This is a genomic window from Trichocoleus sp. DQ-A1, assembly GCF_039961955.1.
GTDB lineage: Bacteria > Cyanobacteriota > Cyanobacteriia > Cyanobacteriales > FACHB-T130 > FACHB-T130.
Window position 1 is genome coordinate 52,385 of record NZ_JAMPKE010000011.1, and the last position, 14,917, is coordinate 67,301.

The following is a 14,917-nucleotide window of genomic DNA, read 5'->3' on the forward strand; positions in this document are numbered from 1 at the left end:
GAATGCGATCGCGAAATTAGATTTCAAACTGTGAATCTAGCAGTCACACTTCACTCTCCAAGTCTTGGTTGTACCTGCAATCTCTAGAAGTTCCAATTAAAACCTCTAATGATTGGTCTTTATTTGATTACAACCTGTAGCTTATGTTGCATACAAGCGATCTAACGGTAAAGTTGAGCCGTCGCAGACAACTTGTGGCGCTCACCGATTACCTCTCATCGGTTGGCTCCAATGTCGTGTTAGACTGATTTTCATAGCAGTACTCAAAAACAAAACTTCGCATTTCCAAATTACTAACACAAGCTAATTTTTAGCTTTGCTCCTAAAGCAGGAATTCTAACTCTGTTAGTTTCCATGCTTTTGTGTTTCAATTTAATAAAATTCCTGCACTTGGCTAATTGATCAAATGCCTCTTTCTCGTTTTGATGATCCGTACCCTTGTTCTTGGCTTCAATAATATTTAAACAAGCCTTTTGTTGTGAAATTTCAAGTATAATTCCATCCCATTCAGCAACATGTCTTCCCCCCGAATTTCTTAGAATAAATTTATCGGCACATACTATTAATAAGGGAAAACGAGAATATTGTACGACGTGCTTAATTGCTTTTAGTTCCTGAATACGATCAGCATGTAGCTTAAAAGGATTGTCAACAATAGAGTTTTCAAGATTAATTTTGATATTGTCAAACTGTAAATCATCATCTTTTAGTCTGGTTAGGAAAGGCTGTTTCAATTTTGACGATGGTATAAATTCAACTATAGATCCTATTGAATCTTCAGGAATCAAATACTTTATGACGCTGCTCAACATATGAGAGAAAATATTTTGGAATTCCTCCATATTCTGCCTTAAAATCATAAGTCTAAACTCTTCTTTAAAGCGTGGTGGAAATTTTTTTATTATCTCCTTTGAAAAAGATTCTTCAAGGCTTGAAGCAGCGTGTACTTTAATTGTCCGAATAAACCACTTATAAAATCCACAACATAACTGTCCTATATCATAAGGACTAGACTCATAGTAATCGTAAAATAAATCAATATGAAGATTTTTAGAAAAGGGATTTTTAAGAACAGATATTCGAGTTTTTCTAGGTTTTGTTATCTGTTTTTCTAAAATATTTCTAATATCATAAGTATCCTTATTACGAAAGATTGCAGCTTGTTTTTCTGACAGAGATACTCTTAAAAATATCTTTAGATGATTATTTGAAGGTTGACCAAAGCCATCATTCATAAAGTTGCTCATAAACCCTTTAAATTCATCTACTGATTTAAAGAATTTTTCATAATATTTATTAAACTTCTGCGACGATTGAATTTCATAGTAGCGAAGAGTAGCTGCCGAATTAGGATGCATATATAATTCATCAGCTAACCAACTAGCGGTCTGAATTAAAAGGTTCTCAAAGCCTGTTTCCTGGTCTAAAAATAGATTCTCTAGATCCATGATTGCTGTAGAAATTTGATACCTCACAGGGTGATGAGAATAATAAGAATCAAGTGTAACCAAGCTAAGCAATCTGATTTGCTCAAAAATTTTGCGAAGACGATACATTTTGTAGCGATCGTTATGTGACTTAAAATTCAAGTTCTCAAGAGGTAATAATAAATTTATTAGACACTGATTAAATAATCCTTTATCCCGATTTCCAAGAGGAATATACTGTGAGATTCTCAAAATAGACAAAATCCAATGAAAGTTGGAATCCTGATAGTTTTCAATAACTTTCTTACTCCATTCTTGAAGCTCAGCTTGACGAATCATTGACAAAAAAAACTTTTTAGAATCTTTGTTCCGGCGTAAATAAGAAAACAAAGCTCTCTCAACTCCATAAGTATATTGAGTATGTCCTATGTTGCTAAAAATAGACCAATACTTTAATAGTTCTTCGCCCGATGAAAACTGAGAATTTCCACCTGCAAGTTTGACTTTCCCACTTATTGCAAATTGTTCTGTCCCAAGATTAAATTTTGGCAAAAGATTAATAATTGCACATTGCAAGAGCATGTATTCAAGACGTGAGTGATTAATTCCGGTAAATACTGTGGCTGCCGTACCCAGATGAGCTATTTTTGATAGCCGATTTAACTCTTTGTCACCTAATAGTGCCAAAATTTTTGCTGATTCTTTGTAGAAAGGAACAGTATAAGTTCCTAATGCAGGCAGAGTAGCACAAATTTTTCTTGGCTTGAGTTCTTCCTTTGGCATTACAGATTCATACCTTTAAACTTGCTATGCCTCTAGTTATATATTCAATCAGATGATTTTATCAGTCTAACTATTAATGGACAGAAAGATTCTGCCTATTCATCTAGTTCTGGCGGATAGGCAGAATTTTTCCGTATATGATTCTAAATTAAGTAGATAGGTAGAATTGTTCTGTATATTAGGCGGTTTCTGAAGGATAAGCTGAATTTTTCCGTATATTTTCAAGTGCGATCGCCCCTCGCTGTAGGTTGGGTTGAGCTTGTCACATCCTTACTTGTGAATCAGTAGGTAACGTGAAACCAAACGTGACTCGATCGAGCGATCGCATTATTGTTGAAGGATAAAATGCGATCGCGGAACGTTATGATGCAGCGCGGTTGTTAGGCAGTGACCTTAATAAGCGCGACCATCTTTGTGCGTTAAAGCCCATTCACCATTCGGCAATTGTGTTGCTTTGAGATCGTCATTTGGGAATTCGACCTCATCTCCAAGAGTGCGATCGCCAATCTCAAGATAGGTTACATTTTCCTGAGATCGATTAATCAGTTGATGGGAGATTCCCATGCCTCACAACTCACCCTTCCTTGTTATGTTAATGGCCTAACAAACCCAAGCTTTCTTTACCTTTCCAGTACCGTTAAACCATAGCATTTCAGCCACCATGCCCGATGCCCTCAGTAATAGAGCGTGATGCTATCTACACCCGTCAGGACTTCTTTGAGTTCAAAATGAAGGTCAGGAATTTGCGCTAACCCTTTCTTCCAGTAGGCTCTCACATCCGCCTTGCCATGTAGAACGCCGCTAGATTCTTCAGCAATCGATGGGATCAAAGGAGAAGCCAAGCTCGAAGTCATCCGCGTAGTGGCTTAGGACAGCATCGATGTCATGTTGATTCCCCCCCTCGATCCAACTACGGGCAAAGCTTAACGCGAAATCTGCGTTGAGGATCGGCACGATCTGCAAAGACGCTTTGGTTGCAAACAAACCTCGATCGGCATTGCTTCACAGTTCCAGCAGAAGCGCGGCATAGATACCTGCACCCAGAGCGAAAGCCCAAAAGCGGCTATCGCGATCTTCCGGGAGTTCTTCCTTCAGGACGTTCAGGACGACTCCTCCGGCAAGGAAGGCAAACAAGACTGCGATCGCTGCCTCGTGAATTTCGGTTCCGCTCCCAATGACCCATCCCACGATAATCGCCGCCGCCAGTATCCAGCGCCCCTTCTTGTGATAGGCATCCTTATGGTGTTCGCGCAAGCCGTTGTCGTTGACCATGAAATGCAAAGCCATTGCGAAGAAAAACAGAAAAAGACTTTGAAAACCCGGTTCCTCCGGGTGGATTAACAGGTAGCCGATCAAAGCATTGTAAACGGCGAATGAAGCGATGTGCGGCCAGAAGACCCCAGCTTCTGTAACATCTCCATTTCCCGCCTTTTGGTTGCGCTGGCGCGACAGTGTAGCAGCTCGCTCCAGTCCATAAAACACGCTGACGCCTATGAGTGCCACCAGGTAAACGTGGTGTTCCAGAAAGGCAAACCCCCCGTCCAACGTCTCCTTAACTGTCTCCTGTGCCTGACTCAGTTCCGGGAGGATATGGACGAAAATGTAGGCGACAGATACGCCACTCCCGATAGAAAGCCAGATACTGCGAGGGGTGGCATCCAGAAAGCGCAGCTTACCGGAGTAGAGATGCACCAGAGCCAGACCGACTGCAAGGATTGCAGACAGGAAGCGTACATCAGGATTGAATACCGAAGACTCTGCAACTGCCAACAGCATCTTAGTTGAGAAGAGGGAATATTTTTTAGAATGAATATCTTGACTAAAAAGACACGCCACTCGTCAATAGCGGCTCTGAAATCAGTGCCCTTGCTCTTTAGCTTGATAGGATTTGGGCACTAAGGCGTCCTCCCCTTAGCCGATTTTTCTGATTCTTCAAGTTTTAAACAAGTTGATTGACCGATAAATTTTCATCTTTAGGCAAGGGATCGGTTCTCTCTCTAGGTGGGCGTATAACCAGAGCCAGTAGAGGTAGTGTTCTGGTGTGGGGTATCAGCTCCTTTTTGCAACATGAGACAGATATGCAAACTCACTCAGACACCCACTCACCTTCCCCAACTAAACAAAAAATCTCCAATATTTTTCGTCTGGTAGGCTGGATTGCCTTCTGGGTCGAATTAGGATTGGCAGTTGCTTCTGGCATCGCTTTATTATTTGCTATCTCTGGTCGTAACTTTGCCAATGAAGCAAATCCTGCCCTAGGAGTCGGTATATTTTGGGCAATTTGTGGACTTTTCGCACTGTTATTCGGTGTCTTCTTAGCTTTCCGCTACACTCGCATCGCTAAAGGTTTAGCAAATCCTAATTCGGCTGTGCATCCCTCCAAAGCCGATACTGTTCAAGTCCTGCGACTAGCTTTAATTACAGGTTTGGTGGGGATTTTGTTATGTCTGTTGGGTGGTGGAGCGAGTATGGGAGTGTTACTAGCAAAATCTGTATCCCAACCTCCAGGTGTGGCAATCACCGACCCCTACAAAATCATTCGGGCGCTTGATGTTTTTGTGGTATTAGCGAATTTTAATGGGATTGCCGGTCACTTTGTAAATGTTGTCACTGCTCTAGGGCTGCTCAAGTGGGTGCATAATCAGTAAGAATTTCCCCCACCTCTGGGTCTTTGGTTTATTGCTGATGACTAATGACTCATGGCTTACAACTCATTAAAAATTTTTAACGGCGGCGCTTTGGTGATACTGATTGATCTTCGACAGTTGATTTTGGATGGACTCGCTCTTGTAGCGCCCACACGCTTACCAGTGCTGCCGTTAAAGCTCCAATGGTGTCCATAATCAGATCCACGATGGTGTCATCAAGGTCATTGATCACTTGCACCACCCATTCAAATATCTCCCAAAGAGCGCCGATGGCGATTCCGAAGCTAGAGATCGTTAAGATATACAGCAGTCGGTGGTAGCGGAACGGAGTCAGCATTGACTCATACACGAGAAAACTCAGCGCCAGCGTTACGGAAAAGGTTGTAAAGGCATGAGCAATTTCATCGTAGGGTCCCGGTGGGTAAAATAAACCCCAAACCCAGCCACCCGCATTGATCAAGGCTGCGATAACAAACAGAAAATCAAACAACGTTGGCAGTTGATTTTCGAGGGTCACAAACAGAAACGAAGCAGCCAGGAAGCAGGCGAGTGTAAATGAACCCACCCAGTTCCGGTGATACAATTCAACGGCGATCGCGATCGCGAGTAAAAACTGTCCAACCCAAGCGGCGATTCTATACCCTCGCCAATTGCTACTCAGCATTGCTTTTTCCTCATAAATGGGTCATGGGTAAAGAGAGTTTGCAGTATTGAGTTTTGAGTTAGAAGAAAGTTTTTTAATTCAAGACTTAAAACTTTTTCCCAATTAGTCATTACTAACAAACTATAAACGAAGCAATTAATTCAATTTCATATCATGCTTCTGGTTTCTGACGGGAAAGCGCCTGAATCTCAGCCCGCAATGCAACGATTTCTTCATGCAACGCGGCGATAGATTTAGCACCTGCTACTTCTGCTTGTTCGTCTTCCGCATCGCGTCCGACAAAGAAGGTGGCGAGGGTTGCCGTTACATAGCCAAACACTGCAAAAGCATATAACGATAGGATCAAGCAGAGTACCCGACCTTCTGGAGTCTGAGGCCAGTATTCCGATCCCATCGTTGTCATAATCATTGCTGTCCACCACAGTGCAGCACCGTAGTCATTCAGTCCGCGCCCATCAGGGGTATTGCTTTCAAAAGCATACATCCCTGCGGCTCCCACCAGCGTTACCACCAGCGTCAGCGCGATGATGTAGCCAAAACCACGACGACTCATGCTGGCTCGGAGCGATCGCATACCGCGATTCAGAGAACTGATGACACGTACCAGTCGCAGTCCCCGGCTGGCTCTCAGTAAGCGAAACACGCGGGTAATTCGGAAGACGCGCAACGCTGGCAACAGCAAGGAGAGGGCTGTGAGCCAGTTTTGCTTGAGATAGATAAATTTGTAAGGAGCCAGAACCAATCGTAAGGCGAAGTCTAGGATAAAAACGATCCAGATAAAGTTGCTGATGATTTCCAGCAGGGGATTTAAGCCCCAAATTAGTTCGACGACCAACAACGCCAGCCACCCAAAGCCGAGCAATAGCATGGGTGTTTCTAGCCAGTCTTCCAACTGTTGCAGAACCTCGCCTTGTTCTTTTTTGAGTTCCCGTTTTTCAGTTGGACTCAGATTGCTCATAAGATTTTTAATGACTCCTACAGCAGTTTTGAAAGCGCTTGCCGTAAAGCTGAGCCAAGGGTACAGCGGTCAGACTGTGGGCAAATATCCAGGTGCATAGAAAACCCCAGCAGAGATTAGTAGAAAAGTAGTGAAATATTCCTCTAGCTAGAGAGCGAACTTCCATACTGTGCGAGATGGTACAAGGGACGCAGACTTAATATAGCCAGCCGCAATGCGCCAACTACTTGTACAGGTTCCCCGTGGGTGTGGGAAAACAGTTCTGGATATTGCCCAAGCTTGTGATGGAGCAAATCTTTCCCTGTTTGAAGCGACTGGAGCTGATGAATCGTTAGACGTGGTCATCGTTCACGTCTCGAATGGGAAGGTTGAGGAACTACTCGAAAAGTTGCAAGCGGTACCAAAATTGCAGGTCACGCTGCTTCCGCGTGGAGTCATCGCCTTGCAGCCACCGCCTTTTAAAGCAGCGCAGCAGGTGACAGATGTGCAGGCACGCAGTCCCATCGAAATTTTCCTCTCAGGGCTGCAAAGCGTTGGCTCGTGGAAAGGGTTTCTGGGATATGCCGCGGCGGCGGGTGTGGTGGTCTGGATCGGCTTGTTCACCAATACTAGCTATCTTCTCGTCGCTGCCATGCTGATTGCACCGTTTGCAGGGCCAGCGATGAATACAGCGATCGCTACGGCACGCGGCGATGGAGAACTTCTCGGACGGAGCATTTTACGATACTTTTCAGCCCTGGCGGTAACAATCCTAGTCACTGGGGCACTCACCTTGATTCTGCGACAGGAAGTGGTGACATCCTCCATGAACACAACCAGTACGGTTTCGGCAGTAGCCGTGCTGCTGCCACTGGTCGCAGGTGCGGCAGGCGCTCTGAATCTTGTCCAATCGGAAAGAAGTAGCCTCGTCTCTGGGGCGGCGGTGGGAATGCTGGTTGCGGCTTCGCTGGCACCGCCTGCCGGAATGGTGGGGATGGCAAGCGCAATGGGTCGCTGGGATATGGCTGTAAACGGCGTCTTTGTGCTGTTGCTACAACTGGTTGGGATTAATCTATCCGCCTCCCTGATGTTCCGCGCCTATGGTCTGTCTGCTCAAGGTGCCCGCTATAACCGTGGCAAGCGCTGGATATTTCCGTCTGCCTTTACAGCCACTGCCGTAGCGCTTTTTGGCTTGCTGACTTGGCAGTTTTCCAGCTCTCCGGAGCTTCAGCGCGGCAGCCGCGAACAGCGTGCCGTTGCCCAAATCCAGAAGGTGGTGAATGATAGCGGTTTGGCGAAACTGGTGGAAGCCAATGTTCGGTTCACCCCCTCGAATATCAAAGGTCAGAATACGTTGTTGGGTACCATTTATGTTCAGCGTCAGGCGGGTGTTACTGAGTCTTCGGAAGAGATTCGCTCTCGCATGACTCGCGCAATTCAAAGGCAATTACTTGGCAAAGGGTTTAACGTCACACCTTTAATTGATGTCAGCGTTCTGGAAGCGCCGCAATCGGAAAGTTAAGTTATTTTCAAGCTAAATTTCAAGCTAAATATGAGCAGCGTCATTTAAAACTCCTTTAGCGCTTTCACCGCTGCCAAATATCGCTCCTCAATATCCTTTCGGTCTAATTCCTCCGATACTTCCTCACAGCTACTGCGCTCGATCATTTGGGCATGACGTAGCAGCGCCGCCCGGTCTTTCTGGTTGCGGGTGTGGGTGGCGATGAGAGCGATCGCTTTGAGTAATCGAATTTTCACTGCTACATCCGATTTGCTGTATTGTCGAATCTGGTTAAAGGCGGCGTCAATTAACTCTGCAAACGTCACCGGATTCGCGATCGCTCGCAGGTTGTTGTCTTTGTCGTAGCGGTAGGGCGAGGGAAAATCTCTCTCCGCCAGACGGCAAAGTGCAGCGGTCATCTGGTTAATACACTGGATCGCCGTAAACGGATCGTTGATGCCAGGAGAAAGGGCGCGAGCGGCAATTTCAACTAACTGATCGATGGGAAATTCTACATCCTGTTGTTCGGTGCGTTGTTCGCCAAAAATAAATGCTTGGTTGAACTGCTGGGTGAGTTTTTTATTCACCCGTTCCCCAGGCCAAATCATCACCAGTTCGCTTCCTTCCACAATAAACTTGCCGGGGCGATATTTCAGACGCAGGAGGAGGTTTTTTGAGGTGGCGATCTTCATTAACAGCTCGTCATCAATTGCCTGAAGATAACCGCTCTCTTTCGCCAAGATAGGAGTCGCTTCCTCCTCAAACCCGGCGGGGATTCCCGCCACCGACCGCTGCTCTGGTGCTGATTTACCCTGCCCGATCTTCTGCGGAAATAAGCGATCGATGACATTGTCCAACTCTCTGCCAACCTCTCTGATGATATGGGATGCCTGCATTGAGGTTGAGACATGATGGATAAAGTAGATCAGGACGCCAATACTGGCGATCGCTAGCACCATGCCCATCGTGACGGAGATTTGCGGTACGAACACATCGTAATCTTCTCCTCGCACGGTTCGCAGTACCAGCAAGCAATAGATGAACGTACCGATAAACGTGCCCAAGACGACTTGATTGCTCGTATCCTGCATGAAGTTACGCATCAGTCGCGGGCCGAATTGGGAGGAAGCGAGGGTGAGGGCAACAATTGTAATCGAGAAGGCAGTACCCGCAACGGTAATCATCGAACTAGCAACGGCTGAAAGCAGCGTTCTCACCCCATCTGGCCCGCCGGTGTAGATCCAGCCCAACGACTCTATCGGATCAGATTTGGCTGCTCGATCGAGGCTTAACATTCCGAATGCCAAGGCGATCGCGCTGAGCGCCATCAGCGTTGGTACGAACCAGTAGCTGGAGTGGAGCGAGTCCCAAAGTTTGCCCAGCTTGATGTTTTTCATCAGTTATTTTTCATTAATTATCGTCGGCAGTGTGAGGGCGATCGGGGTTCTCGTCTCTATGGCTGCCATTTCCATCTCTTTGGGCACGCATTTCTGCTAGCTTCCGGAGGGAACCGCCGATACTGCGGGGTTTTGGCACTTCTTGTTTCCCAGCGGGCCATCCTTCACGCTGACGAGCGCGATCGCCATCTGTCTCTTCGGTTTGGTCGTGGAACAGGATTTGCTGAGTCGGGAAGGGCATATCAATGCCGTTAGCCGTGAGCTTATTCTTAATGGCAGCGAGAACTTGATCCTGCTTATCGAGAATATCTGCACGTCGCGGCGGCTGTACCCACCAACGGGCGCGGATATTCACCGTACTGTCAGCTAGATCCACTACAAGGGCGTCGGGAGCTGGATCTTCCAAAACACCATCGACGCTAGCGATCGCTTCTAGAATCAGTTGTTTCGCCTGGTCAATGTCGTCGCCGTAACCAACACCCACGTCGTACTGAAGGCGGCGATTCTCGAAAGCAGTGTTCACCGTTACCGAGTTTGTAAACAGCTCAGAATTCGGAATCACGATGCGACGACCATCATAGGTTCTAATGGTCGTGGCTCGCGTCTGGATGTTTTCAACCGTTCCCTCGAAGTCTTTAAATACGATTTGGTCATCGATCTGGAATGGCTCGGTCAACAGAATTAAAATACCAGCCAGAAAATTCTGGAGAATATCGCGGAACGCGAAACCAATTGCGACCCCACTAATCCCTAGCAGTTGAATTAAATCTCCGGCTTGAAATGTCGGGATAACGATGGATAATGCTACAAATAGACCAATTAAAATAATAATTCCCTGCGACAAACGACCTAACACCAGACCCAGATTCCGAGCTTGTCGATGCCTTCTGGTAAGCCGTCTGACCGTCGCCTTAATCGCTCTTGCTGCAAAAAAAAATAGTGTGAAGACGATTAGTGCTAATACAATATTGGGCAGCATGACAATCAGGCCATCGATCATTGCCTGAATTTTCCCCCATGCTGTTGATACCGATGTTTGAAAATTCATTCCTATTTTCCGCTTACAAAATGTTGTTGATTTTAATTAAAAATTCATAATTTTGACTCTGTCTATGGTCAGTATCTAGATAACACAGCTTCTATTATAAAAATAAATATATTCATAATTTATTTCTAAAGTTATAGCAATTCTCTATTGGATGTAGTACGGTTTAACCTCACCCCTGCCGCACCCCGTTCACAGGGAGGGGTTCAATATTCCTCAATATTCCCCCCTCTCCGTTCACGGAGAGGGGCTGGGGGTGAGGTTCCGAGTCTATACTGCACTCAAGTGAGAACTGCTATAGTTGATTTAGCGCTAAACCATGAATAATGATTTAACTTTTGAATAATTATCTAAATAGAGACAGATAAACTATAAAAAAATTATTTATATCTAGGAAAATATCGATAAAATACTGTTAACAAGTTCCTATAGTGCTAGATTGTAGCGCGATCGCACAAAGGAAGCCGATAAACATCTAATAGCCGCCCCCGCCAACACCCCCGTGAGTTATCGGGCATCTGCGACCGGCACCTGCCAAATTTTGATAGTACTGTCACCACTGCCAGTAGCAATCGTCTGCCCATCCGGGCTAATCACAATACATTTAACCCAGCTAGAATGCCCGGTAAGCGTGCGAATTTCTTCACCCGTTGAAAGATTCCAAATTTTAATTGTTTTGTCCGCACTGCCACTGACTAAAGTTTGTCCATCTGAGCTAATCGCAACCGAATTCACATAGTTAGAATGCCGGGTGAGGGTGTGAATTTGTTTCCCAGTGTTTAAATCCCAAATCTTAATCGTTTTGTCAGCACTAGCACTGGCTAAAATCTGCCCATCCGGGCTAATCGCAACGGAATTAACAGGTTGAGAATGACCCTGAAGTGTGCGGATTGCTTTGCCAGTAGAAATATCCCAGATTTTAATTGTTTTATCGGCACTAGCACTGGCTAAAGTCTGCCCATCTGGGCTAATTGCAACGGAATTAACAGGTTGGGAATGACCCTGAAGCGTGTGGATTGCTTTACCCGTAGAAATATCCCAAATTTTAATTGTTTTATCGGCGCTGCCACTGGCTAGAGTCTGCCAATCAAAGCTAATCGCAACAGAATTAATAGGGTTAGAATGTCCCTTTAATCTACGGATTTCTTGACCAGTGGAGACATTTAAAACTTTAATTGTTTTATCGGCGCTGCCACTTATTAATGTATTTCCATCTGGGCTAATCGCTAGAGAATTTATGTAGCTATCATGCCCTTTTATGATGCGATTCTCTTTGGCTGTAGACTTGTTCCAAATTCTAATTGTTTTATCGGCACTGCTACTGGCTAAAATTTGTCCATCCGGGCTAATCGCCAGAGAATTTACCTGGCTTTCATGCCCATGAAGCGTTTTAACTCCCGAAAGATTTTCATAAGCGATAACTTTGGGCGCGTCTTGGTAAGATAGTTGCCAAATTCCATATCCTCCTAATCCGACCAAGCAAGCAACGGCTCCCCCCACCAACCATTTATTTTTATTTTTCTTACTAACAATGATCGTTGGGGCTAATGAAGGCTGCCAAGGTGGAAGTATCCCAACAATTGCCCCGATACCAATCAGACTAAAATTAGGAGAAGGTTTATGTCTAGATAAAGACTGTGAAATTTTAGCGAGTTCATCTAAAATTTCTTGAGTATTTTTGTGCCGCGCTCCTGCGGTAGGAGCCATCAGTTTATCAATAAAATCTGCCAGTAAGGGTGAAATACCCGGTGCATGATTGCGCCAATTAAATTTATCCGTTAAAGGTTCATAAATTGCGCGATCTGTTGCTAGTTTGCCAGTCAGCAGATAAACAAAAGTTCTGCCCAAGGCATAGAAATCTGACTGGGGTACAGCATGACCTTTTTCTTGCTCTGGAGGTGTATAGCCAGCAGAACTAATCCTCGTGACACTGCCTGCGCCGCCGACTTCCGCAAGGTAAGTATAGGTCATCTCTCTGGCGGTGCCAAAGTCAATTAATACCAGATGCCCTGTAGAGCGCATCATGATATTTGCGGGTTTAATATCACGATGGAAATAGTTTTTTTGGTGGACAAGATGTAAAATCTCAGCGAGCTGTTTTAACCAGTCAAGAGCTAGCCGCTGATCGAGAGGGCGATCGCCCTGTTGTTGCATCCACTCTTTTAAGTTGGGACCATCAATTTTCTCCATGATGATGCCATACACTGGCTCTCGGCTGTTTCTGGGATAAAACTGGAAGTATCCATCAGGCTCAACTTTGGGGATGCCGGGATGATTCAGCTGGCTTAATACAATGGCTTCTTGCTGAAATAGCTCGACGACTCTGGCATTCGTGTTGTGATCTTTTTTGAGGATCTTCAGGATTTTGGGGGTTGCGCCCTCGTAGGCTTCATAAATATTGCCGAAGCCACTGTTGTCACTCAGTAGGCGCATGACCTGATAGCGCCCTTGTACCAGCAACTCTGAGCCACAATTGCGGCAAATACGGTTGTTGGCGTTGGCTGGATCGTTAGGTTTGGGGCAGCAGGGATTGATGCAGTAGCTCATAGATAGCTACAGAATTGTCATATCCCTAATATATGTTGAGAATTTTCAATCATCCACCCATTGCTGGAGGATGCAAGCCCAATAGTTGTTATCTATTAAGGCTTTTAGCTGACGACAAAAAAAGAAGGGCTGGTTTTTCTATCCTAAAAATTTAGTTTGAATTTATAGCATTTTCCGTTTGATATGCACCTCTTTGAAAAAATATCCTTGGCGAAGAGAACTTAAGAGGGATGCAAAGGAAGTCGGCTCTTGTCGCTCTCAAGGTATTTAAAAGCCTCAAAATATCATATTGAATGTCAAAGAGGAGTAATTAGTGCAATCCTAGTTCATGAATGAATAAGGATTGCTATCAACTAAACAAACTCGTTGATGCATAGCGGCTGAAATTACGTCTCGTTTAAGTTTACCTGGAACGAGGGAAGCGATCGCAAGCAAGACGCTGTAATGACTAGAGAAGAAAGTCAAGCTGACATTTAAAAAAATATTTCATTGAGGCTTAACCCTACTCTATTACCCAGCCAACTTAAAGGGAATTGAAGCGATTGAAAAAGTATTGCCAGGTGTCCCTCAAGTGGTACTTTTTTATCGGGATATCTGCCCTAGATTCAGAGTGCCGTTGCAAAAGGCAACTAACGCGCTCAATTGGCGTTAGATGTCTATATCCATTCGCTTCTCAGGCACATTGGGGCGATGCTGACCTCACTCGGCAGTTTTGGGTTTAAAACTCGACTCGAAAAAAATGAGCGATCGCCGATAGATGAAGACATTGCTAGCGACGAGTCAGCCATGCGCGTCTTAGTTGTGCAGGCGCAAGAAGATTGGGCGATCGCTTACTACAAGTGCGGGCTAGAACCTGTCAAAAACAACCCTTGAAATACGCCAGTAGAGAAATTCAACAACTAAGTCAGGCAATTTAAATTGATAAAAATAACTTATCTCTACCTGTAAGAGCAGTAACGCCGCCTATTCCCATTAAAATCAAAGCAACTATAGCGTTCAATTGCCTGGAAGATACAAAGCCTCTGGGTTAAGCGTGGCATTGAGCCAATTGGGATTATCGCCGCACAACACCGTAGGCGTTGGCGATGCCGAAAACGATAGCGCCTTGCTGAACCTGTGCGAGTGTGGCGTCGCCGTCGTCAACGCCCTGCCCATGCTCAAAGAGATTGCCGATTTTGTCACGAAGGGCGATCGCGGTGCTGGGGTAATTGAATTGATTGACCATCTGGTGGCTTCTGATTTATCCGCACTTCAAGCCTAGCGGCAATGACACAACATTCTGCTAGATAGCTCAGAAGCGGTCAACGTTTGTCTACCTGTCGTAGTCGATGGAGTCATTCCGCCTACCTTCTAGCTGCGGGGGCAGAAACTCAGAACGCCGTCTGTGAGATAAGGTTGGCGGGGGGGGTTGGATGGGGTGAATCACTTGTACTGTCCGGGGAGGACGCTGCTGTTGCGACAGCAAAGCAAAGGCTGCTGCCAGCACAACCCCACTAATGACAGTGAGAACCATGCCTCCTACTGCCCAGAGGATGCCTGTCAGCATGGGATTTAACGGCTGTTGCTCTTGAACAGGAGGCAAGGCTTGGGTTGGGTTGACCGGCGGAGGATAGACATTTGCTTTTGCCTGCGTAGTCAGAGCCTCAATCACCATTTGCTGATTCCGCAGCTGGGCTTTCACCTGCTCGGTTTCACTTTGTTGCTGTTCGAGCCGATCTTTTAGCCTTTGAGTTTCGCTCTGCTGCTGTAAGCAATAGGGAGTCGTATCCGGCGAGACACCAGCCGCAGTTGGAGGCGGAGGCGGCAGCTGCTGCATCGTGCCATAGGGTTGTCCTGGCTGCGGTGGCGAGGGTAGGTAAGTCGGCAGGTTAGCTTGACTGGGATTCCCGCCAGTTCTAAGCAAGACGAAAGCTGCAATTCCGGCGAAGGCAGCCCCGGCCAGAAATGCTGTACTCTTTTCACTCATCG

The 14,917-nt window shown here is 45.7% G+C and carries 14 protein-coding genes; 4 read left to right on the plus strand and 10 right to left on the minus strand.

Features of this window, described 5'->3' with window-relative positions; all coding sequences use genetic code 11:
- Positions 1–293: 293 nt before the first annotated feature.
- The 4 genes from NDI33_RS13120 to NDI33_RS13135 form a co-directional block, all read right to left on the minus strand.
- Entirely contained in the window at positions 294–2,210 is a 1,917-nt protein-coding gene (locus NDI33_RS13120) for a hypothetical protein (protein WP_190675929.1), read from the minus strand.
- A 393-nt stretch (positions 2,211–2,603) separates the two neighbouring features.
- Complete coding sequence (locus NDI33_RS13125; protein ID WP_199302444.1) at positions 2,604–2,774, minus strand: hypothetical protein; 171 nt, start codon at positions 2,772–2,774, stop codon at positions 2,604–2,606.
- Between the two features lie 110 nt (positions 2,775–2,884).
- Complete coding sequence (locus NDI33_RS13130) at positions 2,885–3,064, minus strand: nuclear transport factor 2 family protein (protein WP_199302445.1); 180 nt, start codon at positions 3,062–3,064, stop codon at positions 2,885–2,887.
- A 148-nt stretch (positions 3,065–3,212) separates the two neighbouring features.
- Positions 3,213–3,986: a hypothetical protein gene (locus NDI33_RS13135; protein ID WP_190528079.1), complete on the minus strand. Its 774-nt coding sequence runs from the start codon at positions 3,984–3,986 to the stop codon at positions 3,213–3,215.
- Between the two features lie 302 nt (positions 3,987–4,288).
- Here NDI33_RS13135 and NDI33_RS13140 point away from each other — a divergent pair, with 302 nt between their 5' ends.
- Entirely contained in the window at positions 4,289–4,858 is a 570-nt protein-coding gene (locus NDI33_RS13140; protein WP_190412026.1) for a DUF3611 family protein, read from the plus strand.
- 76 nt (positions 4,859–4,934) lie between these two features.
- On the opposite strand, the gene NDI33_RS13145 is transcribed toward NDI33_RS13140, so the two are convergent.
- Together NDI33_RS13145 and NDI33_RS13150 are read right to left on the minus strand one after the other, a co-directional pair.
- The gene (locus tag NDI33_RS13145) at positions 4,935–5,522 is read right to left on the minus strand and encodes a hypothetical protein (RefSeq protein WP_190429030.1); all 588 of its coding nucleotides are present in this window, start codon (positions 5,520–5,522) and stop codon (positions 4,935–4,937) included.
- A 151-nt stretch (positions 5,523–5,673) separates the two neighbouring features.
- The gene (locus NDI33_RS13150; protein ID WP_190675931.1) at positions 5,674–6,480 is read right to left on the minus strand and encodes an ion transporter; all 807 of its coding nucleotides are present in this window, start codon (positions 6,478–6,480) and stop codon (positions 5,674–5,676) included.
- A gap of 214 nt (positions 6,481–6,694) precedes the next feature.
- On the opposite strand from NDI33_RS13150, the gene NDI33_RS13155 reads away from it, so the two are divergent.
- Positions 6,695–7,981: a DUF389 domain-containing protein gene (locus NDI33_RS13155; RefSeq protein ID WP_190675933.1), complete on the plus strand. Its 1,287-nt coding sequence runs from the start codon at positions 6,695–6,697 to the stop codon at positions 7,979–7,981.
- 44 nt (positions 7,982–8,025) lie between these two features.
- Here NDI33_RS13155 and NDI33_RS13160 read toward each other — a convergent pair whose 3' ends face one another.
- From NDI33_RS13160 to NDI33_RS13170, 3 genes are all read right to left on the minus strand, one after another.
- Entirely contained in the window at positions 8,026–9,357 is a 1,332-nt protein-coding gene (locus NDI33_RS13160; protein ID WP_190675935.1) for a DUF2254 domain-containing protein, read from the minus strand.
- Positions 9,358–9,370: 13 nt separating this feature from the next.
- Positions 9,371–10,405: a mechanosensitive ion channel family protein gene (locus NDI33_RS13165; protein ID WP_190675937.1), complete on the minus strand. Its 1,035-nt coding sequence runs from the start codon at positions 10,403–10,405 to the stop codon at positions 9,371–9,373.
- 504 nt (positions 10,406–10,909) lie between these two features.
- Entirely contained in the window at positions 10,910–12,949 is a 2,040-nt protein-coding gene (locus NDI33_RS13170; protein ID WP_190675939.1) for a serine/threonine-protein kinase, read from the minus strand.
- 690 nt (positions 12,950–13,639) lie between these two features.
- Here NDI33_RS13170 and NDI33_RS13175 point away from each other — a divergent pair.
- Entirely contained in the window at positions 13,640–13,822 is a 183-nt protein-coding gene (locus NDI33_RS13175) for a hypothetical protein (protein WP_190438852.1), read from the plus strand.
- Positions 13,823–13,949: 127 nt separating this feature from the next.
- Complete coding sequence (locus tag NDI33_RS13180; RefSeq protein WP_190675940.1) at positions 13,950–14,210, plus strand: HAD hydrolase family protein; 261 nt, start codon at positions 13,950–13,952, stop codon at positions 14,208–14,210.
- 51 nt (positions 14,211–14,261) lie between these two features.
- Here the strand turns inward: NDI33_RS13180 and NDI33_RS13185 are convergent, their stop codons facing one another.
- Positions 14,262–14,915, minus strand: a complete 654-nt coding sequence (locus NDI33_RS13185) for a heterocyst differentiation related protein (RefSeq protein ID WP_190412034.1) — start codon at positions 14,913–14,915, stop codon at positions 14,262–14,264.
- Between the last annotated feature and the right edge of the window lie 2 nt (positions 14,916–14,917).